The sequence below is a fragment of the Frankia sp. CeD genome (assembly GCF_000732115.1).
Taxonomy (GTDB): domain Bacteria; phylum Actinomycetota; class Actinomycetes; order Frankiales; family Frankiaceae; genus Frankia; species Frankia casuarinae.
On sequence record NZ_JPGU01000045.1, the window covers coordinates 1 to 26,593 of the forward strand.

Here is a 26,593-nt window from a genome sequence, read left to right on the forward strand (position 1 = left end):
GCCGTCATGTCCGGCGGACCGTGACCACCGGCACGGGCCGGGCCCGGGTCACCCGGACGATCCCGAGCACTGTCACGGTCCACGTCCTGACGAGCCTCACCCTCGACGCGGTCACACCCGCTGATCTCGCGGGCTACGCCCGAGGGCATTGGACGATCGAGAACAAGGNCCACTGGGTGCGCGATGTGACGTTCCGTGAGGATGCCTCGCGGGTTCGGACCGGCCCACTGCCCCGCATCATGACCACACTCCGTAACCTGATCATCGGGCTGATTCGCCTCGCTGGCCATAACCGCATCGCCCCGACCATCCGCAGAATCCGACACGACAACGCCCTGCTCCTGGCCATCCTCACTCTCGACAACCCCGCTGACCTGCATAAATGACTTTGCGGGTCACCCTGGGAACATCTCTCGGGTGGAGCGCGGGAGAGTGGTCGCGCTCGGTGCGACTCAGCGCCTCGTCCCCATGCTTTTCAGATTCGTCGCAGCTTCTCCGGATTGCGGACCACGTCGATGCGCGTGATCCGATTGTCACTCACCGCGAACGAAAGCGCTGCGCGGTGGCCGTCGTGACTCGGGATCACCAGCCCGAGTTGCCCGTTGAGCGTGGTCTCGATCGGGTGGTCGAGCCTGCGGCTAAGCGCCACCCATGCTCGCGCGACCCGAATGTCGCCGTGCAGCGGTCTGCGTGCCGCTACCGCGTGACCGCNGCCATCCGACCTCCAGACGACATCCGGGTCGAGAACGGCGAGGAGACCGCCGAGGTCGCCCTCGGCCACTGCCAGCGCGAACGCCCGTACGGCGCGATCGTGCTCCTCACCCGAGGCCACGAAACGCGAGTGCTCGCGCCTGACGTGGCGGCGGGCACGCGCCGCGAGCTGCCGCACTGCCTCGGGCGTGCGGCCGACCACCTCGGCGACCTCGCCGAACGGTATGTCGAACACGTCGTGCAGCACGAACGCCGTGCGTTCCGCCGGTGAGAGCTGCTCGAGCACCGCTAGCAAGGCGTAGCTGACGGATTCGTCGAGCGTGACACGGTCTGCCGGGTCACCCGACCCGAGCGGCTCTGGGAGCCACGGGCCGACGTAGATCTCGCGGCGCGCCCGAGCGGACCGGAGGCGATCAAGGGCGAGCCTAGCGACGACCGTGGTCAGCCAGCCATCCAGGTTCTCGATTGCCGCGTGGTCCGCGCGCGCGAGCCGCAGCCAGGCATCCTGGACCACTTCTTCGGCCTCGCCGAGGTCACCGAGCTCGCTGTATGCGAGCCGTAGCAGCCGAGGGCGTGCCTGCGTGAAGCGCTCCAGAATGGTCATGTGGTGATCCGGCCCCAGATCTCCGTACCCGCGCGCAGGCGCGGCGCCCAGCCGCCCGCCTCGCGCAGCCGTCGGCTCGACACCCGCTGGGAGCGGCTCATCGGCCCGTCCCCTGGCGTCCTCGGCCGCAGTGCCGTGACCCCGACGGCGGCGGCCAACGCGGCATCGATCTCGGCGTTTGTAGGTGGGTCGGCGTCAGCGACGTTGTAGGTCCCGGCGGGGACGCTCAGTGCAGTGGCGACGGCCGATGCCGCGTCCTCCAGCCAGAGCGTCGGCCGGTAGGCGCCGGGTGGTCCGGCCGCGATCGAAGTTCCCCGCCGTGCGGCTTCCACAGTGGCCAGCGTGGAGCCGCTGTCCGGTCCGAGGAACAGCCCGAAGCGCAGCACGACGGTGTCGCCGTCGAACATCTCGCGCGCGTGATCCTCGGCGGTCAGCGCGGACGTTGTCACGCCGCCCCCCGCGAGCGGTGCGTCCTCGTCGAGCCACGCGTCGCCGCCGTCGGCATAGACGAACGCGATCGACTCCTGGACGAGCCGGCGCGCACGGGCGGCCTGGGCCGCCCGTGCGATCGCCGCCGACGCCTTCGTGCGCAGTCGGTCGTTCTCGGCCCAGGCTGACGGGTCGGCCATACGATCGGCGCTCGGGATGTGGGTCAACAGGTTGATGACGACCTCCGCCCCGTCGAAGGCCCGGCTCAGCGAAGCCTCGTCGAAGACGTCGGCGTCGACGGCATCGACCCCAAGGCTGGCCAGCCGCTCGCGGCCGGGCGCGGACCGGGTTACGCCCCTCACGTGGTGGCCGGTGGCGTGCAGCTCCCGGATGGCGCGCCGCCCGATGACGCCAGTGGATCCGGTGATCACAATCCTACTCATGCCGATCTGACGACGCACCCCCCTTGATCGTGACATACGGACGTCCTCGCCGCGGTCGTCCGGTTGATCGCAGGAGCGGTCCTCTACAGCCACGAGGGGGCGAAGGAGATCGAACTCGGCACGAGCGACGCGCCGTTCTGACACTGCGCGAGATGCGCGGACCGCTGACACCAGGGCGGCTGGCCGATCTGAGCGGCCTGCGGACCGGCACTGTCACCGGAGCGCTCGACCGCCTCGAGCGCGTCGGTCACGTCCGCCGGGAGCGCTCCGCCGAGAACCGGAGGAAGGCCATCCTGTCCCGCGCCGGGAGCGGATCGCCGCGGACTTGGGCGCGTTCTACGGTTCCAAGGGAGCCGGCCTGATGGAGTCGCTCGGCCGCTACGACGACGCCGAGCTGGCGATCGTGGCCGACTTCGTCACCCGCCTCGCCCAGCCCTGAGCGGGAGCCTGGCGCATCGCGCCGGTTACCCAGCTGCGGGGACCGCCCGAGGGGACGGGGTCGCCGAGGTGGATGGTGCCGGGGTGTCTCTGGCTCGGCCGCGGTTCATCGAATGAGACGAGCGGACGACGTCGGACGCGCGGCGGTGAACCACACGACGGTGATCGTCGATTTCGGCGGGGCCGGNGCCTGGGNAAGTGGCCCGCGCTCGACGGGNTCAGTGGAACGAGACGGTCCGCGCCGGCCTGGCTGCGTAGCGTCACGATCCGGTTGGCGGCTGCTGGAGCGAAGGTCGGCAGCGGGCGACCGTGCCGGCGTTTGACGGCCCAGAGAGCCACTTACTCCCCGCCGTCCTCCGGGACTGGCGGGGCCTTTTTCGAGGTCGGCTACGTCATGACCCCACGAGTCGCTGTCTTCCTGGACTACCAGAACGTCCATCTCTCCGCTTGCACCGCGTTCTTGCCCTCGGGCACCTCGGGCCGACATGGACCGTGAGGGATCTTGGTCGCCACGTCGAGGTTGCGAGTTGGAAGGGCACCAGTCGACTTCGCTTCCCCGATTCACAGTCACCCTGGTGCCACTACCTGGATGCCGACGACTACGCCGCCTGTCGGGACTACACCGACTACACAACCTGATCAACGACCGGGCGGCGGATGCGATGCGGTCGGCTACGGTGTTGGCGTGGGATTGCATCTGAGCCAGATCGCCGAGGCGGACGAGTTGCTGACGAGCGATCCGTTGGCGTTGCTGATCGGGATGGTGCTGGATCAACAAATTCCTCTTGAGCGTGCCTTTGCCGCGCCCCATGAGCTGACCCGACGCCTCGGCCAGCCGCTGGATGCGGAGGAGTTGGCGAAGTACGNCCCTGACGCCCTGGGCGCGATCTTCTCGCAGGTGCCGGCGCTGCACCGGTTCCCTGGCTCGATGGCCAAGCGGGTACAGGCCATGTGTCAGCTCATCGTGGACACCTACGACGGCGACGCGGCCCGCGTGTGGACGACCGCGGCCGACGGTAAGGAACTGCTGAGGCGGGTGGCGGCGCTGCCGGGGNTCGGTCAGCAGAAGGCCAAGATTTTTGTGGCGCTGCTGGGTAAACAGCTTGGCGTGACCCCACCGGGATGGCGGGAGGCCTCCGCGCCGTTCGGGGACGAGGGCACGTTCCGCTCCATCGNGGACATCACTGACGTTGCCACCCGTGACCAGGTCCGGGAGTACAAGAAGGCGATGAAGGCCGCCGCCAAGGCACAGGCGGGCTGACGAGGGTCAGTCCCCGCCGCCGGGCGGGTGCGGTCCGTGCCGCCGGGGTCGGCCAGGCGTCCTGCTCGACTTTGATCCCACGAACATGCGTTCGCGGCACTCCTGGAACCGGCGCCCACTCGTTCTTTCCGAGACTGACTGGGACCAGTGACGCCCGCCGTCGGTGACCTCCGCGGCTGCTGGTGACGCCTGCCGTTCGTGACGCCTGCCGTTCGTGACGCCTGCCGTTCGTGACGCCTGCCGTTCGTGACGCCGTCGGTCGGTGACGTCCATGGCTCGTGTCGGCGGTGATGTCTGTAGCCCCTGGCGGTGCGGNGCTGGGCGCGGGCTTTCGTTCTCGCTTCGTGCTCAGCGTGCGCCCGTGCGCTGACGGTCGCCCTCCGGGTGACGGGCCGGCCGGCGGATGTTCGCCGTGACCGCGAGTCCCGATCCCGGCAGAAGGGAGCGGCCGTGAACCCAACCACCATCAACGGCGATGACGACGACGGCTGAGCCGCAGCCTCAGCCAAGGTCGCGGCTCGGCGCAGCCGACCGCCGTCCATCAGTGCCTGGTGGCGACGGCTCGGCCAGTGACCGCCGCATGCCAGCGATGACTGGCCTTCGGCGTGGGNGGGGNNNGTCTCGGGGGGCTCACCCCACCCACACCGGACGTGCCCACCGCGGCCCTCGCCACACTCGCTCCCGCTCGCGCCGCGCCCGTCCGCCTCCGAGAAGAGTGACGCGTGACGGACCAGACGGCCCCGGCCACCTTGTACGCAACGGTGGCGGGGCGCCCGGCTAATCGTCGACGATCCGGAGGCGATAACTCCCGTGTAGATGGCCGAGGTGCTGCGCTGCGGCGGCTGCGACACCGAGGTCATCGCATTGCGTTACGAACCGTTTCGGTACCGGCCAGACCGCCGCCAGCTACCGCTTCCGCCTCACCCACGCCGCGTCCGGTGGCGGGCGGCAGCCGACGGTGTCTCAGATGGTGCGCCGTCGGATGGTGCGCCGTACGGTGGAGCTGCATCGGACGGCGACGTGCCGGCGAGCGTGGTGGTGACGGAATGGCTGGCGGCCACGACGTGGGCGGAGCGGGTCCGGTTACGGCTGCCGTGGAATTCGTGGAGCGGGCATCTGCTGCCGGATTAGTCGACGATCCGCCGGTTCCTCGACAGGGCCGACGATCAGGCGCTTGCGGTCGCGTTGCTTGNCCCGCCGCTCGCCGACATGCCGGCTGATCTCGCGGATGTGGTCGCTGGTACCGCGGCGTCCCCGCCCGGGGCGGTGGACGTGAACAGTGGTGCGGCTGTTCCCGGTGCGGGCGTACGCGGTGGACGGGAGACCGGCCGGGGGGCGACACGTGCCGATGGCAGCCAGGTTCACCTGCTCGGGGTCGTTTCCCCCGGCGCCGGGGCGATGGTCGGCCAGCGGGAGATCGACGCGAAGACCAACGAGAACGCCGAGTTCCGTGCGCTGCTGGCACCCCTGGCCCTGACCGGGGCGTTCGTGTGGTTCGACATCCTGCACACGGTGCGAGCCACCGGCGCGAATGCCTGATCATCCTGAAACACCGGATCGGTGAGGTCCACACCGGCCGCTCGAAGCGCTGCCGTGACCGTAGCCGGGTCGGTCACCGAGTACTTCACTTCGACTTGGCGCACCTGCATCCTCCGACAAAAAGCGACACTTTCTCGCCTGTCGGTCAACTGGCGGCCGACACGCCGACGAATTTTTATATCCTAATAGAATGGCGACCGGTAACGCGGTACAATCCTGAAAGCCCTGTCATTGGAGCTGGTGAGGGGACTCGAATCAGTAGCCGCTCGATTGCAAGTCGCACGGGCGCGTGCCGGCTCATGCCGCAAGGTTCCTGGTGATGCCGCCTTCTCCCAGCTCACGGCGTTTTCCGTGCCGGAGCATGCCTGTGGGTGCCTCTCCGTGTCGGGACATCCGCACCCACAATGAGCCCATCCACGGCGCACACGAAGATCGAATCTTGGCGACCGGTCCGGTCGGGCCGAGGGCGGCTGCCCTGAAGCAACTGCCCAAAGGCCGCTTGACACTTACCGAGGTCGCGAGCGGCCGATGACGGTCAGGACGTGCATCCAGTGTGATCGGCATGCGGACCGTCGAGGTCGCCTAGGTTTGGGGCCGCCGACGATTCTGCAGTCGACCATGGTGGGCGGCTCCGGCGAGAAGAAAACGCCGCGGCTGGTGGCGAAGTACGCGCAGGCGTGCAACTCCGAGGGGCCCTCCGCGCTTCGGGCGTCATCAGCGGTACGAAGGTCGCGTTGAGTCACCTAGTGAAGATCGCGCATCGTCAGGGCGTCCTCCACTCCGACGTCACCGCGGACGACTTCGTGCCGGTGCTCAGCCTGATGCCCGGTGACGGGATCTCACCGGCGGCCCCCCGACGGTGGGTGCGGCTGTTCCTGCGAGGTCTGCTCACCGGCTGACGGCGCCGATGGCAGGAGGCGTCAACCTACCAACCGCCCGAAAGACCGATTTTCGGAAGAAAAATACTGGATATCACTTTCTCCGCGATTTTTGTCTCCCCTGGCAGGCCGGGCTAAGCGGACTATGATTCTGAGCTCANGTCCAAGCGGCATATACTTGCCCCAGGTCACACGGTTAAAGGTGCGGGAAGGTGCGTCATGCCGGATCGGTCAAGACCGTCTCGGCGAGCCGGACGGGCCTCGGGGCTTCGCCTCAACGGTGGGGAAGGAGCCTCGCTCGAGCGGCTGCGCGAGCGGTTCCTCACCGCCGGGATCTCAGCTGAGATCTCGGCTGAGATCTCGGCTGAGACCAGCGAGTCCGGTGGGGTGCGGGATCCGATCCGCGAGTCGTGGATGCGGTCGCGGCGGTGGGCGGNGGCCGCGGACAGCCCCGAGCCCCTCCTCGCCGCGTCGGACCTTGACGTACCTGTCGCGCGCGCGGCCGAACCGGTCCTGTGCCAGCTCGCCGATCNGCTGGCCAGGCAGGCCGTCAGCGCGATCGTCACCGACGCGAACGGTCTGGTGCTCATGCGGTGCACCGGCGACGCCGCATTCGAACGCCGGCTGGACCGCGTATCGCTGCTGCCCGGATTTAGTTATGCCGAGCGGTTTGTCGGCACCAACGGCATCGGTACCGCTCTTGAGGAGCACAGGCCGGCGCACGTGTTCGGTCAGGAGCACTACGCGGAGTCCCTCGGCGAGTTCGCCTGCGCCGGTGTTCCCCTGCGTGATCCGGTGACGGGGCAGACGCTGGGCCTGTTCGATCTCACCTGTCCGCGCCGGGATGCCGGGCCGCTGCTGGCGGTCATGGCGGGNATGGNCGCCNACCAGATCCAGGATGTCCTGCTTCTCGCCGTGCCGGGGCACGACCGGGAACTGATCTCGCTTCGCGAGGCCGACGCGGCGGAGTTGCGCAGGCTGCTGATGGCCGAGCGCCAGCAGCGGGAACTGGCCGAGACGATGCACCGGGTCGTCGTCGAGACCACCAGGGCGGTGACTCCGCCGGAGATCCTCGGGCGGGTCATGACGGCGGCTGCCGCGCAGCTTCCGTGCGAGGCGGCGTGGGCGCTGGCCCGGGAACCGTGCGGAACGTTGCGGGTCGTGGCGGTCCACGGCCAGGTGGATACCCGGGCGGTCGGGGCGATGATCGTCCCGCTTCCGGATTCCCCTCTGCTGCTGGCGTTCCACGGCGGNGGGATGATCGGGCCGCACCGGAGGCTGCCGGAGGTGCTCCCCGGCCAGCGCTACCCGGTGGGCAGCTGGCTGGCCGTGCCGGCGCTGTGCCGGCCGGCCCCCACCGTCGTCGTTCTGATCGCCTCGCGGGCTGCTGGTGGCTACAATCCCAGGCAGGCTCGTCTGGCTTATGCCGTGCTGGGCCAGGCGGCGGCGGCCTGTGAGAACGCCTACCTGTTCGAGGAGACGCAGCGGCTTGCGGACAGTGATCCGCTGACGGGGCTGGCGAACCGGCGTCATTTCTTCGAGCAGGCCGATGCTCTGGTCCGCGGGCATCTGCATGCGGCGCGGTCGCTGGCTGCCTTCATGATCGATATTGATCATTTTAAGCAGGTCAACGACGGTCACGGTCATGCTGTGGGTGACGCGGTTCTCGCCGAGGTCGCTCGGCGCGTGCAGGGCACGCTGGGCCCGCAGGACATCGTCGGCCGTATCGGCGGCGAGGAGTTCGCGGCCGTGCTGGGCTGCCCGGCTGCGACGGCGGGNGTTCTCGCCGAGCGGCTTCGGCAGGCGATCGGGGCCAGCCCGGTGGCTACCGCCGACGGTCCGCTCCCGGTCACCGTCAGCGTGGGGGTGGCGATGCTGAACCCGGACGATTCCGGGCTTGGCGACCTGCTCATCCGCGCCGACGTGGCCCTCTACCAGGCAAAGCGCTCCGGCCGGGACCGGGTCGCGACCGCGCAGCCATGATGGGCCTCCCACGTTAGGGACCGCCACTGCGGCCTGTCGTAGGGCTGCTGCTCCCCGCACTCTGCTCCCCGCACTCTGCTCCCGTGGGCTCCACGCAAGATTGCGTCTACACGCTGGGAGCGGGGATCTCGATGCCGTACTGCCGGATTCTGCGGTAGATCGTCGCTCGCGACATGCCGAGAGCCCGCGCCGCGAGGGTCCTGTTCCCGTCCGCACTGAGCAGGCTCTGCACTATTGCGTCCCGCTCGATCGCCTCCATGGCTCCGAGAACCCGGCGGGTGACCGTGTGACATTCCGGCGGCAGGTCACCGACCATGATCGTGCCTGCGGGGCGAACCTGGATGACTTTGCGCAGCNCCTGCCGCACCTGCTCGATGTTGCCTGGCCAACTGGTACGCAACAGTGCTTGCATAGCCTGCGGGGAGCAGGCGAGTTGGCCGCCACGGGTAAGTTTTACCAGCAGGAACGGCACGATTTGGTGCAGATCATCGATATGGTGCCGCAACGGGGGCACTTCGATGCAACGCGGGAAGTAGCGCATCAGGGGGCCGAGGGGTTTGTCGTCGGCGCTGAGCGTCAGGACTACCCACGGCAGATCCCGGCGGCCGCCCGCCTCCGCTGCTTGGCAGGCGGACGCCAGCACATGCAGCCGATAGGGGTCGATGCGATCGACGTGGCGTACCACCAGCGTGCCCCGGCTACGGCTCAGTTCGTGGCGGAGAAGGGTCCCCCACTCCCGAACAGTAGTGTTGTGGCCGTCGACAACGGAGAACCACGCGGACGGATCATGCCGCTGGCACACGGCCCGGGCCAGGGCTGTTTTGCCCACGCCGGGCTCTCCTCGTAATATCACCCACTCACCTGCTTGCGCAGCCGCGTCCACTTCCCGGCAGGCACGGGTCCATAGAGTTCCGGAGCCGACGATGCCGGGCAGCGGAAGCCGCGTCAGAGCGGTGTCCGCATGCCGCGGGCGCGGCGCTTCGACAAAACGGACATGGGCCACCGCCCCGTCGGTGGCCCTCTCCGTTGCCACTGTCCGGCAGTGCACGCGGGCCCAGGTTCCGCTGGGCAGTTCCATCATCAGGGTGGTGGCACGGCGTCTGGCGACGACATCGGTGATGCGCCCGATCAGCACCGACTGGTCGCGGGGGTCGAGTAGTTGGCGCGCGTGCTCGTTCATCATGACGACGTCGTCGTTGAGGCCGAGCACCACGCCGGAAATCCGTTGGCATGTCCTGAGATACTCCCGTAACAGGGCAAGGTCACGGTGTTCTTCGTTGGCGAGCAGGGATTCCTGAATCTGTGCCGCCGCGGCCCGGGCCATGGCCATGAGCAGCGGCCCGGCGTCCGGACGCCAACAGGTCAGGTCCAAGACGCCAATTATCTTCCTTGTGACTGGATGGTGCATCGGCACTCCGGCGCAGGCTAGATTCTCGAGGTTCGAGGCGTAGTGCTCGTGCCCGAAGACATGGGCGGGGGACCTTCCCTCGAGCGCGGTACCGATTCCGTTGGTTCCCACCAGTCTTTCCGCGTAGCTGAAACCCGGTGCGAGCTGGACCGCGTCGAGGTGCTTCTCCAGGGCGCGGTCACCGGTGCGCCGGGCCAGGACGACTCCCTCGGCATCGGTCAGGATGATGCTGATAGGCTGGTCTACAAGTTGATCGCCGAGCTGGCGGACGATGGGCGCTGCGGCGCGGCTGACCGGGTTTTCGCTGTCGAGGTCGCCCACGAACGTGAGTCGGGGGCCTTCCGCCGCTACCTCCCAGTGCCGGGAGCGTAACCAGGACGCCCGGATGCTGTCGCGTACCCTGTCCGGCTCGATGGAGTCGGTGGTCAGGAACAGCTCCCGCGCCTGCGCAACCTCGGCGCCCTGATGATTATAAGCATCTAGGTTGCTCGAACAACCAGCCATCTGATGGATCTCCTCCCGCGAACGGCGAACCTCGACGACTCCGGTACAACCGCAGCGTCCGACGTGGTCACGAGCGGTTCCCGAGCGAGGTTAGATCGCAGCCCACCGTCTGGCTAGACCTTGTGCTCCGCCCACTGCCGGGCGTCCGCCGCGCCCGACCGACCCCCGACCGGCGCCGATCGCCGATCGCCGATCGCTCCTCGCATCTCGCCTCCCCGATGATCTTACTGGCCGAGTCCTGGTACCTGTCTCAGATTGAGATCCCACACACCTCCCACGGGGAGTGTGATGTGGGACATACGAAGGGACGTGGTGCAGGCACCGGTTCCGGCCGGAAGGAGGGTCGACGCGGATCGGCGTCGATCTCGGTGCAGGCGGGCATCGCCGGTGTCTGCCCGACCCCGTATCGTCCAGGAGGCAGGACGTGAGCCGTCAAAGCTTGACAAAGGCACACAAAAAGATCACGGAGCTGTCATGGGAACCGACGTTCGCGACGCCCGCGAAGCGGTTTGCCACCGACTATACCTTCGACAAGTCTCCGAAGAAGGACCCGCTCAAGCAGATCTTGCGCTCCTACTTCCCGATGGAGGAGGAGAAGGACAACCGCGTGTACGGCGCGATGGACGGCGCGATTCGCGGCAACATGTTCCGCCAGGTCCAGCAGCGCTGGATGGAGTGGCAGAAGCTCTTCCTGTCGATCATCCCGTTCCCGGAGATCTCCGCGGCCCGGGCGATGCCGATGGCGATCGATGCCGTCCCCAACCCTGAGATCCACAACGGGCTCGCGGTACAGATGATCGACGAGGTGCGTCACTCGACGATCCAGATGAACCTCAAGCGCCTGTACATGAACCACTACATCGATCCGGCCGGCTTCGACATCACTGAGAAGGCGTTCGCCAACAACTACGCCGGAACGATCGGCCGCCAGTTCGGTGAGGGCTTCATCACCGGTGACGCGATCACCGCGGCGAACATCTACCTGACCGTCGTCGCCGAGACGGCGTTCACCAACACCCTGTTTGTCGCGATGCCGTCCGAGGCGGCCGCCAACGGTGACTACCTGCTACCGACGGTGTTCCACTCGGTCCAGTCCGACGAGTCTCGCCACATCAGCAACGGGTACTCCATCCTGCTCATGGCGCTCGCCGACGAGGCCAACCGGCCGCTGCTCGAGCGTGACCTGCGCTACGCGTGGTGGAACAACCACGCCGTGGTGGATGCCGCGATCGGCACCTTCATCGAGTACGGCACGAAGGACCGCCGCAAGGACCGCGAGAGCTACGCGGAGATGTGGCAGCGCTGGATCTACGACGACTACTACCGCAGCTACCTCATCCCGCTCGAGAAGTACGGCCTGGTGATCCCCCACGACCTGGTCGAGGAAGCCTGGAACCGTATCTACAACAAGGGGTACGTGCACGAGGTCGCGCAGTTCTTCGCCACCGGATGGCCGGTGAACTACTGGCGGATCGACCCGATGACCGACGACGACTTCGAGTGGTTCGAGTCGAAGTACCCGGGCTGGTACAACAAGTACGGCAAGTGGTGGGAGAACTACAACCGGATGCGTTACCCCGGCCGGAACAAGCCCATCGCGTTCGAGAACGTCGACTACCAGTACCCCCAGCGGTGCTGGACGTGCATGGTGCCCTGCGTGATCCGCGAGGACATGGTGCATGACAAGGTGGACGACCAGTGGCGCACCTACTGCTCCGAAGCCTGTCACTGGACTGACAAGGTGGCGTTCCGGCCGGAGTACCAGGGCCGCCCGACGCCGAACATGGGCCGGCTGACCGGCAAGCGGGAGTGGGAGACTCTTTACCACAACTGGGATCTCGCCGATGTCATTTNCGACCTCGGGTACGTCCGTGATGACGGCAAGACCCTGATTCCGCAGCCCCATCTCGAGCTCGACGACCCCTCGAAGCTCTGGACGCTCGACGATGTCCGCGGCATCACGTTCAGCAGTCCGAATGTCGCACTCAACGAGATGAACGACGCCGAGCGTGAGGCGGCGATGGCGGCCTACCGGGCCGGCGGTCCGGCTGGTCGGCCGGCACCCGTTTCCTAATAGCGCCCTGCAAGCTGCGGGCGTGTTGAAGAACCGCCGTCCGAGGGGGCCGACGGACGTTTCTTGAACGCGTTCGAACGAACACGGCCCCACCGGCGCCGCGACACGAGCGCCGGTGGGGCCGCACCACCGAGGCGCGGCCCGGGCGGCTCGCCCGGATACGACGGGTTTTTCAAAGCAGGAAAGAGACGGGCATGAGCGACACCCACCGGGTCCGGTTCGAGCCGGTCGACGTGGAGATCGAGGTTACCGAGGACGAGACCGTGCTCGACGCGGCGTTCCGCCAGGGCGTCAACCTGATGCACGGATGCAAGGAGGGACAGTGCTCGGCGTGCAAGTCCTTCCTGCTTGACGGTGATGTACAGATGGGCCGCTATTCGACCTTCGCGTTGGCCGATTACGAAAGTGATGAGGGCTACATCCTGCTGTGTCGGGCGCACGCCTTCAGCGATCTGTCGGTCGAACTGGTCAACTATGACGAGGACATGATCCGCTCCGGCCTTCCGGTGCGGACCATAGAAAGCACTGTCGTGGAGACGGAAGATCTCACCCACGACATCACCCGGTTGCGTCTGGACATCACCGGTTCACCGGACTTCATGTTCCATCCGGGTCAGTACGTCGATATCACCATTCCTGGTTCGAGTGAACACCGTTCGTTCTCCATGGCGAACATCTCGGCGGCGGAAGGCTATCTCGAGTTCATTATCAAGAAGTATCCGGGCGGGCGTTTCTCCGGACTTCTGGAGGACGGTCTGCGCCCCGATGACCCACTGACCGTCACCGGGCCGTACGGTGCTTTCACGCTCCGGGTGAGCTCGGACCGTCGGATCGTCTTCATCGGTGGTGGCGCGGGGATGGCCCCGATCCTCTCCCTGCTACGCCAGCTGGCGACGAAGAACAGCGAGCGGGAGGTCGTCTTCTACTACGGGGCTCGTGCCCCCCGCGACCTGTTCTATGTCGACGAGATCCTCCAGACCGGTGCGTCGATTCCCGGCTTCACGTTCGTCCCCTGCCTGTCCGACAGCATGCCGGAGAACTCGGACGATATCGGCCATCCCGTGGAAAACGGGTTGGTAACCGATATAGTGGACCGGCGCGAGACCGACATCGCATCCTGCGATGTTTACTTGTGTGGTCCGCCTCCCATGATTGACGCGGCATTGCCGCGGCTTGAGTCGAGTGGGGTCCCGAAAGAACAGATCTTCTACGACAAGTTCACTATCACGGCCGCCGCCGAAAGCTGACCGGTCATCGTCACCGGTCGGCCATCGGTTGACGACCTGCCACGAGGAGCACAGGCATGACGCAAGTCACGGGTAAGACCAGGAGCTTCCCCAAGCCGGAGTTCACCGACGCGGAGGCGGGCGCGTTAACGTTCCCCAGCTCCACCAGCCGTGTGTACAACTACTTCAAGCCGCAGAAAATGCGGGCGACCATGTACGAGGACGTCACCTTCGACGTCCAGCCGGACCCTGACCGCTACCTGGCCCAGGGCTGGATCTACGGTTTCGCCAAGGGACCCGGCGGATATCCGCAGGACTGGACGGCTTTGCGCTCCTCGGACTGGCATGCCTTCCGCGACCCCAATGAGGAGTGGGAGCAGACCATCTACCGGAACAACTCCAATGTTGTCCGGCAGATCCAGCAGAACCTTGAAAACGCGCGGGCGGCCCATGCCTACGACGGCTGGTCGCGGGGGTGGACCAAGTTCGTCGAGCAGCACCTGGGCGCCTGGATGCACGCTGAGAACGGTCTGGGCCTGCACGTGTTCGTCGCCGCTCAGCGGTCGGGTCCCACGAACATGATTAACACTGCCATCGCGGTGAACAGCGCGCACAAGCTCCGCTTCGCCCAGGACCTCGCCCTGTACAACCTGGAGTTGGCCGAGTCCCTGCCGGGGTTCGACGGATCGGCCCACCGCAAGGTCTGGCACGACGACCCGGTGTGGCAGCCGGTGCGGGAGAACGTCGAGCGGATCACCGCGGTCGCTGACTGGGCGGAGGCACTCGTCGCCGCGAACATCGTGTTCGAGTCGCTGGTCGGCGTGTTATTCCGCAGCCACCTCGTCATGCAGATCGCCGCCCGTAACGGCGACTACGTCACGCCGACCCTGGTCGGAACCGGCGAGAACGACTACGAGCGCGACCTGCGTTACACCCGCGCGCTGCTCAAGCTTCTCATCACCGACGAGAAGTTCGGCGCAGGCAACGTCGAGACCCTTTCCGGCTGGTTGTCCCGGTGGGTTCCGCTGAGCTTGAAGGCGGCCCATGAACTGCAGCCGATCTGGTCGCAGCCGCAGGAGAAAGTCATCACCTTCTCGGAATCCCTCGACGCTACGGTCAACGGATTCCGGGCCGTCCTTTCCGACCTTGGTCTGCCCGAGCCGAAGGAGCTGACGCAGTGACCACCGCGAACGGAAACCCAGAGCTCGGTAAATCCAATAGAACCTCGTCGAACATGTGCGGCGTCACCCTGATGAACAACCAGAACGGATATGTCGTCGCCGACGTCATGCGGAGCAAGCCCGGTATCCGCGTCGAGGAGTATCCGTCCATGATCCGGGTTGACGGCGAACGTAAGATCGAATTTGACTTCGACGAGATCTCGGATGCGCTCGGTTTCGATTTCGGTGTGTCCGACTTCGAAGAGATCATGTCCACGCACTACGGCCGGATGGTGCATCTCGACGACAAGACCGTACTGTTCGCCAACCCCGAGGACGCGGCGGAGTACATCGATTTCGATCTGAAAGTCGTCACTAACTGACCTGATCCGAGGCGAACGGCACGGTCCACGCCGGGCTCATCCGGCCCGGCGTGGACCGGCCGTGATGATATTTCGGAGGATATCCACATGTACGTCAAGGACAATGAGCGATACTTCATCGTGGATTCCCACCTGCACTTCTGGGATGGGAGCCCGGAAAACCAGGCGAACCGCTACGGCAAAGGTTTCATCGACTGCTTCTACGATTACCATGTGAATCTGAGCCCGCAGGAGTACCTCTGGCCGCGGGAAAAGTTCCAGAAGTACTCTGCGGAAGTCATGGTGAAGGACCTGTTCGAGGACGGTTACGTCGACAAGGGGATCTTCCAGCCCACTTATCTGACGGACTTCTACCGGAATGGTTTCAACACCACCGAGCAGGACGGCGCGCTCGCCGAGCGGTACCCCGGCAAGTTCATCGTGAACGGCGCCTTCGACCCGCGTGACGGCGAACTGGGCCTGTCGAAGCTGGCGGACCTGGCGGCACGCTGGAACCTCAAGGGTGTGAAGCTCTACACGGCGGAGTGGAAGGGCGAGTCCAAGGGCTACAAGCTGACCGACCCGTGGGTCTACCGGTATCTGGAGAAGTGCCAGGAACTCGGCATCCGCAACATCCACATCCACAAGGGCCCGACGATCTACCCGCTGAACCGGGACGCGTTCGATGTCGCCGACGTCGATGATGTGGCCACCGAATTCCCCGAGCTGCGGTTCATCATCGAACACGTCGGACTGCCCCGGTTGGAGGACTTCTGTTGGATCGCCACGCAGGAGCCCAATGTCTACGGTGGGCTCGCGGTGGCCATGCCGTTCATCCACAGCCGGCCGCGCTACTTCGCGCAGATCATCGGTGAGCTCCTCTACTGGCTCGACGAGAACCGGCTGACCTTCTCGAGTGACTACGCGATCTGGCACCCCAAGTGGCTGGTCGAGAAGTTCGTCGACTTCCAGATCCCGGCGGACATGCAGGCCGAGTACGGCGTGCTCACCCCCGACATCAAGCGCAAAATTCTCGGTCTCAACGCGGCCGCGCTCTACGACATCGAGGTACCGGCCGAGGTTAGCGGGGCGGGCAGCGGTTCTCCGGCGTCGACGCCTCTCGTGGGCGCAGGGCAGTCCGTATGACCACACCCACAGTAACCAGTAGGACCGGCCTGGCCGCGGACGTCTGGGAAGCTTTGGGGCGGGNGTACGACCCAGAGCTCGACCAGCCCGTCACCGAGCTGGGATTCGTCCGTGCTCTGGTGGTCCAGGACGGGCGGGTGCAGGTTCGGCTCAGACTCCCGACCTACTTCTGTGCGCCGAACTTCGCCTACCTGATGGTGTCCGACGCGCACGACGTGGTGAAGGAGCTGCCAGGAGTCACCGAGGTGGACGTGGCCCTGGAGGATCACTTCGCTGCCGAAGAGATCAACGCCGGAGTCGCCGCCGGAGACGGTTTCCCGGCGAGTTTTCCTGGGGAGGCCACCGGAGGCCTCGACGACCTGCGGATGACCTTCCTGCGTAAGGCGCACACCGCCAGCCTGGAAGGCGCGGCCAAGCGCCTGGTAGCCGCGGGCTGGTCACCCGAGTCGCTGGATCGGGCCCGGCTGGCGGACATGCCGGAGTCACCGGAACGACGCAGCCTGCTGCGCCGACGGGATGCCCTCGGACTGTCCCTGGCTCCCGAGGCGCCGCTGTTCGTTGACGACGACGGCCGTCCGATCGATCGCGAGGCGCTGCCCCTCCGGCTGCGGTTTGCCCGGACCGTCCGGGTGACGATCGACGCGAACACCACGGTCTGCCGCGGTCTGCTGGAGACGCGGTACGGCACGGTGGACCGCACACCCATGACGTGACAGTGACGTGACAGCGACGAACGTGGAGGTGGGCCGATGAGGGCCGTCCAGGTCATCAAGTACGACAACGCGCCGCGGCTGGTAGACGTCCCCGAGCCCAAGATCCTCCATCCGCTGGACGTGGTGGTCAGGATCGGCGGCGCCGGTGTCTGTCGGACCGACCTGCACATCATCGAAGGGCAGTGGGAGCAGAAGTCGGGCGTGACCCTGCCGTACGTGCTCGGCCACGAGAACGCCGGCTGGGTGCACGAGGTCGGTTCGGCGGTGAGCGACATCGCCGTGGGCGACCCGGTCATCCTGCACCCGCTGGTCACCTGCGGGCTATGCCGGGCCTGTCGGGACGGCGACGACGTGCACTGCGCCCGGGCGTCCTTTCCCGGAATCGACAGCGACGGCGGCTACGCCGAACTGCTGCGGACCAACGCCCGGTCGGTGGTCAAACTCGACCCGTCGTTGCAACCGGCGGATGTGGCGGCACTGGCCGACGCCGGACTGACCGCCTATCACGCGGCACGCAAGGCAGCCGCGGCGCTGAGTCCCGGTGACCGGGTCGTGGTGATCGGAGCCGGCGGTCTGGGCCACATCGGTGTGCAGGTGCTGCGTGCCCTCACCCCAGCCGAGATCATCGTCGTCGACCGCTCCGCCGAGGCGTTGCGGCTCGCCGGCGAACTGGGCGCCGACCACACGGTGCGGGCCGACGGCAGCGAGGTGTCCGCGGTACTCGATCTCACCGGGGGCAGCGGCGCCGAGGCAGTCATCGACTTTGTCGGCGAAGGCGGTGCGATCGAGGCGGGTGTCGCCATGCTGCGTCGCGCCGGTTCGTATTATGTTGTCGGCTATGGCGGGGNGCTGAACGTCTCCACCATCGACATCATTTCCACTGAGATCAACTTTATCGGTAACCTGGTCGGATCGTACAGCGACCTCGTTGAGCTGATGGTTCTCGCAACCCGTGGCAAGGTCACCCTGCACACGAGTGCCTACCCCCTGGCAGAGTTCCACCAGGCGCTCGACGACCTTCACCACGGCAAGGTGCGCGGTCGGGCGATCCTGATCCCCTGATCTACTGATCACTCGGACCCGATCTGTGCGTGGCTCGGGAACCCAGGGCTCCGGCGGCGCGACTGTGCGATCGGATCGGGCTCCAGGTGGGGCTGGTTTCGCCACCATGCCCCGCCAGCTGCTCGCAGCCACGATCGTGCCGCCATCGGCCCGCCTTGACGGATGCGGAGCGGAAGGACTGAGGAAGAGATGGCCAAGGATCTGCGGTTCAATGTCGAGGCGCGCCGCCTGCTGGAGGCCGGGGTCAATGCCCTGGCGGACGCCGTCAAGGTGACTCTGGGTCCAAAGGGCCGCAACGCCGTCATCGAAAAACTGACCGGGCCGCCCACCATCACCAATGACGGTGTGACCATAGCCAGGGAGATCCAGCTGCGTAACCCCTTCGCCAACATGGGGGCGCAACTGGTCAAGGAGGTCGCGACCAAGACCAACGGCACTGCCGGCGACGGAACCACCACCGCCACCGTGCTCGCGCAGGCCCTCGTCCGGGAGGGTCTGCATGCCGTGGACGGGGGCGCCAACCCGATGTTTCTCAAGAACGGCATCGAGGCTGCCGTGGCCGCCCTGCTGGAGGAGTTTGAAAAGTACCGGGGAGAGGTCGAGGGCGAGGCCGATCTTGCCCGGGTGGCGACCCTCGCCGCCAACAACGATGCCCGGATCGGCGACGTCGTGGCCGCGGCCCTTGGCCGGGTCGGCTGCGACGGGGTGGTCACGGTCGAGGAATCCCCGATCTTCGGACTCGAGGTCAGCTTCGTGGACGGTATCGAGTTGGACAACGGGTACCTCTCGCCGTACATGGTCACCGACACCGAGCGGATGGAGGCCGCCTACACCGACCCCTACATCCTGTTGACCAACGAGAAGATCTCTCAGGTTCAGACCCTGATGCCAGTCCTCGAGCTGGTCACCCGGGCCGGCGGCCAGTTGATCGTCTTCGCGGAGAACGTCGAGGGACCGGCACTGGGCATGCTGGTCGCCAACAATGTGCACGGGACCTTCCGGTCCGCGGTGGTCCGGGCACCCGGTTTCGGTCACCGTCGGTTGGCCGAGCTCAACGATCTCGCGGTTTTTCTGGGCGGTCAGGTGATTACCGCGGATGCCGGGCTTTCCCTGGACCGGGTCACCCTCGGCCAGCTCGGGCGTTGCAAGAAGGCCACCATTACCGAGCATGCGACTACGATCGTCGACGGCGCCGGTTCCGCCACCGAGATCCATGCCCGGATCGACCAGCTCAAGCGGGAGCTTGAACGGGCGGAGAACCCCCACGACCAGGACACGTTGCAGACCCGGATCGCCCGGTTGTCCGGCGGCGTCGCGGTGATCCGGGTCGGCGCCGTGACCGGTGTGGAGTTGAAGGAGAAGCTGCACCGGGTCGAGGACTCCCTCGCGGCGGCACGGGCTGCTCTCGCCGAAGGTGTCGTGGCGGGCGGNGGNACCGCACTGCTGCAAGCGGCCTCGGCCCTTGACAAGCTCACGCTGACCGGCGACGCCGCCGAAGGCAGGGAGATCGTTCGGCGGGCCATCGCCGAACCACTGCGCTGGATCGCGATCAACGCCGGCTACGACGGCGACGAAGTGGTCAAGCGGGTCGCCGAGCTGCCGCGCGGTCACGGTTTCAACGCCGCGACCGGAGAATACGGGGAGATGGCCGGCTTCGGTGTCATCGACCCGGTGAAAGTTACCCGTTGCGCGCTGCAGAGCGCGGCGTCGATCGCCGCGCTGTTGCTGACAACGGAAACCCTGGTTGTCGAGGAGGTCATCGGCAACCCGGGTGCCGTGATCGCTCCCGGATTCGGGGATCTCGCGGAGGGCCTGGTCCGGCCTTCCAACATCGCCTGATCGTCAGGCGGCCGGTGGGCGTGTCGGCAGCTGCCGACACGCCACGGCAGGAACGGTCTCGCGTCCGGTCAGCACCACCGTTTCCGGAGCGGATGACGCCGGTCCGGCGGGCCGCCTACCGCCGGACCGGCTTCGCGACCAACACGGAAGTGATCGGACAGCTGTCCCAGCCCGGTCAACCGCTTTTCAACGTCGAACTGACAGCGGGAGCCGGTGGCGGCCTGGAGAACTCCTGCCGCCACCGGCTCCCGCTTCTGTGCCTGGGGGTCCATCCGCGCTCAGCCGGTGAGCAGTCCGGTGGTGTACATGACGGCGATGCCGGCGAGGAATCCCCCGAGGACGTGACCGGTGCCGAGCCCGCCGGGTGCCCGGCGGGCCAGGCGGCGTCCGATCTCGACGACGACCTGCAGGGCTGCTCCGACCGCGATGGACAGGAACAGCACCCCGAGGACGTCGTTGATGAGGAATCCACCGATCCAGGTTCCGGCTATGGCGGGCGCACCCNCGACAANCGCGAGGCTGACGAGCCGGGGCGCCTTCACCTCGGACTGTTCCGCGAGCGGGGCCGCGATGCCAAGTCCCTCGGTGATATTGTGGATCATGAATCCGACGATGAGGAACGTGCCGAGGACGAGCTTTCCCAGCGCGAAGGAGGAGCCGATGGCCAGGCCCTCACCGAGATTATGCAGGCCGATACCGATCGCGACGAGCGTTGCCAGCGTGGCTCCGCTCAGCCCGGCNCCGGTATTGCCGGACAGGCGGCTGGCGACGAAGGNCAGGGCAAGGTAGCTGGCGGCGACACCGAACAGGACCACCCCGGTACCGTGCAGGCTGGTGGGCAGGCCGGCCTGAAGTTCGAATGCCTCGCCGAGGGCGTCGAAGGCCACGAAGGTGAGCAGACCAGCGGTGAGCGCCAGAAAGCCGCTGGTCCAGCGGGAGTCGGCCCGGCGTAGCGAGGGCAGCCAGGCCAGTCCGAGCGCGATCGGTACCACGCCGACGAGGAAGCCGATGATTGTGTAGCCAAGGATGCTGCGGCCGGTAACGCCGGGCGTCTCGACCGCCGCTGTGATCTTCTTGCTGGTCTGGATTCCGGTGGAGCTTGTCACCCCGACCGCGATCGGCTCCTCGGGTATCCACGGGTAGGGGACAGCAATGGTGGCCGAACGCAGATGATGCAGGACGCTTCCACCATCCACCGTGAAAGGCACGATCGCGTCGTCGACTGTGACCACGGCGATGGTGAGGTCGGCATGCTGGGGGTTGGTGACGTGGATGCGGATCTCGCCCGGTTCGAAGACGACGCGGCGAACGGCGAATTCGTCGGGTGCGGGAGGATTGGCGCGGATGAGTCCGGTTAGTGACGTTCCGGTGGACGTGAACAACCAGACGACCGCACCGAGCAGGGTGATCGGAACCAGCGCCCACAGCCGCCAGCGCAGGCCGCCCGACCGCGAGGCCTCCGGGAACCGTCGGGATTCGCTGGTCATGAGTTGGTCACCTCGAAAAATCCCATCCAGCCGAGTTCGGCGAACTCCGACTGGTGGGCATGGAACATGAAGCGGCCCGGGTAATGGAATTCGATCTCGATGATCCCGCGTTGGCCCTGGCAGAGCATGACCGTGTCCGTGTACTCGTACTGGTCCCCCGAGCCGGTCGGGTAGTAGCGGAAGAACTCGCCGTGCAGGTGAAACGAGTTTATGAGATCGAACTCGGTCAGGTTGGCCANGTAGATCCGGACCAGTTCGCCGCGTTTGATCTGGATGGGATAGCGCGCATAGTAGAAGGCGCGCCCGTTGACCGTGTAGAAGTTGTTCTCACCGTCGCCGTCGGTATCGANGCCGTTCATGACCATGACGAACTCCCGCGCCGTCGGGCGTGGCTGCGGTGGATCGATGATTAATGCGCCGTAAAGGCCCTTGGCAATATGTTTCTTGAGCGGCGTCGCGTGGCAGTGGTACATGTGCATCCCGTAGGGGGTCGCCGGGAAATTGTAAACGAAGGTTCCACCGGGATCGACGATCTCGAAGACACCATCCATATTCGCTGGGTGTATCCCGTGGAAATGAATGGTATGCGGGTGCATACTGCCGTTGGTGAACCGCACGCGTAGCAGGTCACCCTCGGTCGCGCGGATGACCGGACCGGGAACCGTGCCGTTGTACGTCCAGGCCNGGAAGGTGACACCCTGCGCAATCTCGATCTCCTTGTCCATAGCGAAGATCTTGTATTCGCGCACTCGGCCGGGCTGATGTACCAGAGCCGGCGGCGGGTGGAGGAGGTCGTCGAGGTCGTGGGGGCCGCCTGGTGCCGGGACCCCGGGGCCGATCATCGCCCCGTGGCCTGTGGCCGGATGGCTTGCAGGCATCGAGGTGTGCTGTTCACTCGAGGTGTGCTGCTCAGCTGCCGTGATCGAGGCCGCAAGCGTGGTGATGGGCGCCGCGGCGATCAGCGGGGCACTGGCCAGCAGCCCGCGTCGCGTGGCTTTCCCGTACTCACTCACCGCGCCTGCCCGAACTCCGCCGACAGTCTGTCGATCAATAGGTAGGTCTCACGCATCGCCGTCGGGCGCTGGCGGCTCATACGACTCCTTACGGTGTGAGCGCGGACGGTCACCGAAGCCAGGGCGGGTCACTGGTTGGGCTGTACTCGGGGTGACGACCACGTCATTCGGGTGATTTGCATCACACAACATCACACCCCATGGGCGGCGGGAAGGCGGTCTCAACATGAGACGGCTGCACGGGCTTATACCTCTCCGCTTCATGCGGACCGCCGGCGCGGGGCATGCCCTGGTTCAGACTGAGCCAAGGGCGGTCCGTCCCACCGGGGACGCGTCAGGCGGTGATGCCCGTCAGGCGGTGATGCCGTAGGCCTTCAGCTTGCGGTAAAGGCCGGACCGCGACATCCCGAGCCTGGTGGCCGCCAGCATTCGGTTGCCCTCGGTCTCCTGGAGAGCGGCGACGATCGTGTCCCGCTCGGCTGCCTCCAGCGGGGTGAGCACGTGCCGCGAGGTGGTCTGGCAGTAGGCCGGCAGGTCCTGGGCCTGGATCTCCCCGACCGGTCGCCGCCGCAGCGCGTGTTCGAGGGCCTCGCGCAGCTGGGAGACGTTGCGTGGCCAGGAGTAGCGCGCGATGATCCGCTCGGCGGCTGGGCTGAGCCGCACCTTGCGGTTGGGGGCCATGTCGCGCAGGACCGACGAGGTGATGGCGGTGAGGTCATCGGTACGGCATCGCAGCGGCGGCACAGTGATCGCTACCTCGAAGTGGCCGAGGAGTGCGTGGAACGGCAGGTCGGAGTCCAGTGAGGAGTCCGACAGGGTCGCAACGAATGAGGTCGGGTTGTCGAGCCTGCCGATCGCAGTGAAGAACACGTCGAGCTGTTCGACCCCTTCGGTGCTGGCCTGGTCGACATTGCGGACGATGTAGAGGGTCGGCTCTGGCTTGCCCGCGAGCAGTGAGTCGATGTCGGTCTCGGAGTTCTCGATGGTCAGCTGGGAGGCGTCCATCGACACGCTTCGGCCGCCCGGGTGTGAGGCGTGGAAGATCTCGGCGACCAGGGTGAACTTGCCGGTGCCGGTCTCACCGAGCACGATCGCCGGCTTCTTCGCTATGAGGGCTTCGCGCAGCTTGTCGCACGCGCGTACCCATGCCGGTGACCGACCACCGGTAATGGTCTCGTGCGGCCGGTACAGGTCGCCGGCGATGCGGGAGGTCTGCAGGGTCGCGACCGCGATCTGTGGCAGCACCTGCTCGGTGAAGTCGCCCGGCGATCCGGCCTTCTCCGTGGCGACGAGGTCGGCGATCACCACCATGCCGGCCACCTCGGAGCCGGCCAGGATCCGGGTGCCCCGGATATGGACCATGCGTCCCCCCGGCAGGACCAGGGTGTCGCTCACCCGGTCGCGGCGGCTCATGAGGAAGGTCGCGTGCTCGCGCAGGGTCAGCTGCTCGCTGGCGTCGAACAGGCCCTGGGCCGGGGTGTTGGCGATGAAGACCGAGTCACCGAAGGCGAAGACGGCCTGTCGGGACGCCCGGGCTTCGACGCGCAGGTAGGTCTCGAAAACGGCCTGCTGGGACTGGCTGCGATCCAGTAACAGGTTGCGGCTGATGTCCTTGGCGGCGCTCTTCACCAAGGTGTGCATCAGCGGGCTCCAGGTCTGGGTGAGCGTGGAGATGTCCAGCACTCCCTCCACCCGGCCGGTGAGAGGATCGATGACCGGGGCGCCGGTGCAGGCGAAGCATTGCAGGGGCTCGGTGAAGTGCTCCGGCCCGACGATGCTGACCGGCTGACCGGCCTCGATCACGGTGCCCACACCGTTGGTGCCCATCATCGACTCGGAGTAGTTGAACCCTGGCGCGAATTCGACCCTGTCGAGCAACCGCCCGACCGTCGATGACAAGTCGATGCGCTGAACCAGCCTGGCCCTGTGGTCGGTCAGGGCGATGACCAGCGGGAGGTCCGCGGTGTCGTTGCCGAGCTGAGNGAGCACCGGGCGTGCGCAGCGCACCAGCCGGGACCCGGTGTCGATGTCGTCGATGTAGTCGCTGTGCGGCCGTGCGCTGTCGACGCCGGCCGCCTGGCTGCGTTCCCATGATGCCGCGAGCACGTCGGGGACACCGACGGCACCCGCGCGGCCGCACTCCAGGAAGTCCGCCCGGGCTGCGGCCACCCGTAAGAGGCGGTTCGCGGTGTCCGGCATGTGCACCTCCTCGGGGGTCCTGGATGGCCCCGTGGAAGAACATCGTGGCTGAGAGCCACGCCACATCCAAGAGCAGTGAGTGTCCAATTTTGGGACACCGACACCCGGTGGGACACCAGCAGGGTTGTCCCAACAACGGGGCCTGCGCATGGAACCCAGGGAGTCACGAACCGAGGAGCGTCATGGACACCCTGATCAACATCGACAACGGTGGCACGCTTACCGACATCTGCGTCTGGGATGGCGACCAGTTCACCTACACCAAGTCCCTCACTACTCCGCACGACCTGTCGGAGTGCCTCTTCGACGGGATCGAGAAGGCCTCGGTCGCCCTCTACGGCGAAGCCAACACGGAGAAGCTGCTGCACGCTACGCAGCACATCCGATACTCGACCACCCAGGGCACCAACGCCCTGGTCGAGCGGCGGGGCCCGATGATCGGCATCCTCACCACGATGCCGGGCCTGTTCGAGCGGATGCGCGGCGGTGAAGCCGAGAAGGACCTCTTCGACGGCCTGATCGCCGACCGGATGCTCACCATCGACATGGGCGCGACCGATGAGGAGATCNACTTCGAAGTCGTCCAGCGGATCAACCAGCTCACCACCCTGGGCGCCGCCCGGGTGGTGGTGGCTGGTGAGTCGCCGGAACAGGAGCGTCGCCTACGCAGCGTGTTGCTGCGCAAGTTCCCGCGGCACCTGCTCGGCTCGATCCCGCTCCTGTACTCGTGGTCCCTCGCCGGCGACCGGGACCACCCGCGTCGGGTGTGGTCGTGCGTGCTCAACTCGTTCCTGCACCCGACCATGGAGCGGTTCCTGTACGGGGCGGAGCGGCGGCTGAAGTCGTACAGGGNGCTCAACCCGCTGCTGGTCTACCGCAACGACGGAGCCTCCTCGCGGGTGGCCAAGGCGGTGGCGCTGAAGACGTACTCCTCCGGGCCGCGCGGCGGCTTGGAAGGTACGGCGGCGCTGGCTCGCACGTACGGCCTCGATCACACGCTGATGATGGACATCGGCGGCACCACCACCGACGTGGGGGNCGTCCGCGGCGGCGCGGCGGCGGCCGATGAGCGCGGCACCATCGAGGGCGTCCCGATCTCCTACCCGATGAGCAACGTGCACTCGACCGGGGTCGGTGGGTCCTCGGTGATCTCGGTGGTGGACGGGCAGATCATGGTCGGGCCGCGCAGTGTGGGGGCGGCCCCCGGCCCCGCCTGCTTCGGCTTCGGTGGCAAGGAAGCCACGATCACCGACGTCAACCTGCTGCTCGGCGTCCTCGACGCCAGCACCTACCTCGACGGCACCTTCCGGCTCGACGCCGACCGTTCGGCCGCGGTCATCACCGAGACCATCGCCGAGCCGCTGGGCATCAGCCTGGAGGAGTCGCTGATCCGGATGGAGCGGGCCTACTTCGAGGCGCTGGCACACTCCTTCGCGCACCTGATCGAGGAGAACTCGACCCTCATCGCCTTCGGTGGCGCCGGCCCGATGAGCGCCGTTGGTGCCGCTCGTCCGGCAGGGGTGAAGAAGGTGCTGATCCCGCGGATGGCGGCGGTCTTCTCCGCGTTCGGCATTGCCTTCTCCGACATCGGCAAGACCTACGAGGTCGGCGTGCCGGAGCCGACCACGGCAAGCACCGCGGCGACGTACGACGAGATGCTTGCCCGGGCCAGGCGCGACATTTTCCAGGAGGGCTACGACCTCGACGACTGCCGCACCGAGGTACTGCTCACCATCGAGGAGACCGACGGGTCGCCGGTGGAGACCAGGCCGTACCAGTCCGGCGACGCCGCGGACTTCCCCGGGAAGCAGGTCTCCCTGCAACTGTCGGTGACGGCCGCGCTGCCGCACCCCGACGTTGCTCCCGACACCGACGTGCCCGCGATCCGGGTGACGAGCAATGAGACCCGCCTGGTCCGTTCCGCGCCCGACCAGGTCGACAAGGTGCCGGTGTTCGTGCTCGCCGAGATGCCGCCCGGTGGAAGTGGCGAGGGCCCGGTGATCGTCGAGGGCCCGTTCTTCACCGCCCGCGTGCTGCCCGGCTGGCAGTTCCGGGTCACCGCCTCGGGGGACCTGCTGCTGACCGACACCCACTGACCTCCCCTGACGGCCCCG

The 26,593-nt window shown here is 66.7% G+C and carries 20 protein-coding genes; 15 read left to right on the forward strand and 5 right to left on the reverse strand.

All coding sequences use genetic code 11. The annotated features are described in order from the left end of the window. A partial coding sequence (locus CED_RS17905; RefSeq protein WP_035912520.1) for an ISAs1 family transposase occupies positions 1-386 on the forward strand: 386 nt, incomplete at its 5' end. Positions 387-475: 89 nt separating this feature from the next. Here the strand turns inward: CED_RS17905 and sigJ are convergent. Both sigJ and CED_RS17915 read right to left on the reverse strand, forming a co-directional pair. Further along, on the reverse strand, positions 476-1,315 hold the full coding sequence (gene sigJ / locus CED_RS17910) for an RNA polymerase sigma factor SigJ (RefSeq protein ID WP_035912521.1): 840 nt from the start codon (positions 1,313-1,315) through the stop codon (positions 476-478). Beyond that, positions 1,312-2,187: an NAD(P)-dependent oxidoreductase gene (locus CED_RS17915; RefSeq protein WP_035734135.1), complete on the reverse strand. Its 876-nt coding sequence runs from the start codon at positions 2,185-2,187 to the stop codon at positions 1,312-1,314. Before CED_RS17915 ends, sigJ begins: the two co-directional genes overlap by 4 nt. A 152-nt stretch (positions 2,188-2,339) precedes the next feature. Here CED_RS17915 and CED_RS26345 point away from each other — a divergent pair, with 152 nt between their 5' ends. The 5 genes from CED_RS26345 to CED_RS21665 all read left to right on the forward strand — a co-directional run bounded on the left by CED_RS26345 (position 2,340) and on the right by CED_RS21665 (position 8,286). Further along, complete coding sequence (locus tag CED_RS26345; protein ID WP_085016516.1) at positions 2,340-2,549, forward strand: MarR family transcriptional regulator; 210 nt, start codon at positions 2,340-2,342, stop codon at positions 2,547-2,549. Positions 2,550-3,310: 761 nt separating this feature from the next. Further along, complete coding sequence (locus tag CED_RS17920) at positions 3,311-3,886, forward strand: HhH-GPD-type base excision DNA repair protein (RefSeq protein WP_035912524.1); 576 nt, start codon at positions 3,311-3,313, stop codon at positions 3,884-3,886. Between the two features lie 1,209 nt (positions 3,887-5,095). Then, complete coding sequence (locus CED_RS21660) at positions 5,096-5,425, forward strand: hypothetical protein (protein ID WP_133056776.1); 330 nt, start codon at positions 5,096-5,098, stop codon at positions 5,423-5,425. A 746-nt stretch (positions 5,426-6,171) separates the two neighbouring features. Next, a complete protein-coding gene (locus tag CED_RS24430; RefSeq protein ID WP_160172408.1) occupies positions 6,172-6,324 on the forward strand; it encodes a hypothetical protein in 153 nt (50 codons plus the stop codon). 198 nt (positions 6,325-6,522) lie between these two features. Next, complete coding sequence (locus tag CED_RS21665; RefSeq protein WP_051868900.1) at positions 6,523-8,286, forward strand: diguanylate cyclase; 1,764 nt, start codon at positions 6,523-6,525, stop codon at positions 8,284-8,286. A gap of 106 nt (positions 8,287-8,392) precedes the next feature. Here CED_RS21665 and CED_RS17940 read toward each other — a convergent pair whose 3' ends face one another. Next, on the reverse strand, positions 8,393-10,198 hold the full coding sequence (locus CED_RS17940; protein WP_035912525.1) for a sigma-54-dependent Fis family transcriptional regulator: 1,806 nt from the start codon (positions 10,196-10,198) through the stop codon (positions 8,393-8,395). Between the two features lie 424 nt (positions 10,199-10,622). On the opposite strand from CED_RS17940, the gene CED_RS17945 reads away from it, so the two are divergent. The 8 genes from CED_RS17945 (at position 10,623) to groL (ending at position 19,780) form a co-directional block, all read left to right on the forward strand. Continuing rightward, the gene (locus CED_RS17945) at positions 10,623-12,272 is read left to right on the forward strand and encodes an aromatic/alkene/methane monooxygenase hydroxylase/oxygenase subunit alpha (protein ID WP_035912528.1); all 1,650 of its coding nucleotides are present in this window, start codon (positions 10,623-10,625) and stop codon (positions 12,270-12,272) included. A gap of 194 nt (positions 12,273-12,466) precedes the next feature. Next, on the forward strand, positions 12,467-13,519 hold the full coding sequence (locus tag CED_RS17950) for an FAD-binding oxidoreductase (RefSeq protein WP_011436929.1): 1,053 nt from the start codon (positions 12,467-12,469) through the stop codon (positions 13,517-13,519). Positions 13,520-13,575: 56 nt separating this feature from the next. Then, the gene (locus CED_RS17955; protein ID WP_011436928.1) at positions 13,576-14,679 is read left to right on the forward strand and encodes an aromatic/alkene monooxygenase hydroxylase subunit beta; all 1,104 of its coding nucleotides are present in this window, start codon (positions 13,576-13,578) and stop codon (positions 14,677-14,679) included. Beyond that, the gene (gene mimD / locus CED_RS17960) at positions 14,676-15,041 is read left to right on the forward strand and encodes a propane 2-monooxygenase effector subunit MimD (RefSeq protein ID WP_011436927.1); all 366 of its coding nucleotides are present in this window, start codon (positions 14,676-14,678) and stop codon (positions 15,039-15,041) included. The genes CED_RS17955 and mimD overlap by 4 nt, the downstream gene beginning before the upstream one ends. An 87-nt stretch (positions 15,042-15,128) precedes the next feature. Further along, a complete protein-coding gene (locus CED_RS17965; protein ID WP_011436926.1) occupies positions 15,129-16,166 on the forward strand; it encodes an amidohydrolase family protein in 1,038 nt (345 codons plus the stop codon). Beyond that, positions 16,163-16,879, forward strand: a complete 717-nt coding sequence (locus CED_RS17970) for an iron-sulfur cluster assembly protein (protein WP_051868901.1) — start codon at positions 16,163-16,165, stop codon at positions 16,877-16,879. Before CED_RS17965 ends, CED_RS17970 begins: the two co-directional genes overlap by 4 nt. A gap of 36 nt (positions 16,880-16,915) precedes the next feature. Continuing rightward, entirely contained in the window at positions 16,916-17,941 is a 1,026-nt protein-coding gene (locus CED_RS17975) for an NAD(P)-dependent alcohol dehydrogenase (protein ID WP_023841945.1), read from the forward strand. 189 nt (positions 17,942-18,130) lie between these two features. Further along, a complete protein-coding gene (groL, locus tag CED_RS17980) occupies positions 18,131-19,780 on the forward strand; it encodes a chaperonin GroEL (RefSeq protein ID WP_011436923.1) in 1,650 nt (549 codons plus the stop codon). A gap of 1,483 nt (positions 19,781-21,263) precedes the next feature. Here groL and CED_RS17990 read toward each other — a convergent pair. Continuing rightward, a complete protein-coding gene (locus CED_RS17990) occupies positions 21,264-22,145 on the reverse strand; it encodes a multicopper oxidase domain-containing protein (RefSeq protein WP_035912552.1) in 882 nt (293 codons plus the stop codon). A gap of 486 nt (positions 22,146-22,631) precedes the next feature. After that, on the reverse strand, positions 22,632-24,479 hold the full coding sequence (locus CED_RS17995; protein WP_035912555.1) for a sigma-54-dependent Fis family transcriptional regulator: 1,848 nt from the start codon (positions 24,477-24,479) through the stop codon (positions 22,632-22,634). 182 nt (positions 24,480-24,661) lie between these two features. On the opposite strand from CED_RS17995, the gene CED_RS18000 reads away from it, so the two are divergent. Further along, positions 24,662-26,575: a hydantoinase/oxoprolinase family protein gene (locus CED_RS18000; protein ID WP_035912531.1), complete on the forward strand. Its 1,914-nt coding sequence runs from the start codon at positions 24,662-24,664 to the stop codon at positions 26,573-26,575. The last annotated feature ends 18 nt before the right edge of the window (positions 26,576-26,593 follow it).

Excerpts from the sequence above, each read along its gene's own strand:
- CED_RS17915 (WP_035734135.1), bottom strand. The coding sequence starts at position 2,187 with ATGAGTAGGATTGTGATCACCGGATCCACTGGCGTCATCGGGCGGCGC.
- CED_RS26345 (WP_085016516.1), top strand. The coding sequence starts at position 2,340 with ATGCGCGGACCGCTGACACCAGGGCGGCTGGCCGATCTGAGCGGCCTG.
- CED_RS21660 (WP_133056776.1), top strand. The coding sequence starts at position 5,096 with ATGCCGGCTGATCTCGCGGATGTGGTCGCTGGTACCGCGGCGTCCCCG.
- CED_RS17950 (WP_011436929.1), top strand. The coding sequence starts at position 12,467 with ATGAGCGACACCCACCGGGTCCGGTTCGAGCCGGTCGACGTGGAGATC.
- CED_RS17955 (WP_011436928.1), top strand. The coding sequence starts at position 13,576 with ATGACGCAAGTCACGGGTAAGACCAGGAGCTTCCCCAAGCCGGAGTTC.
- CED_RS17965 (WP_011436926.1), top strand. The coding sequence starts at position 15,129 with ATGTACGTCAAGGACAATGAGCGATACTTCATCGTGGATTCCCACCTG.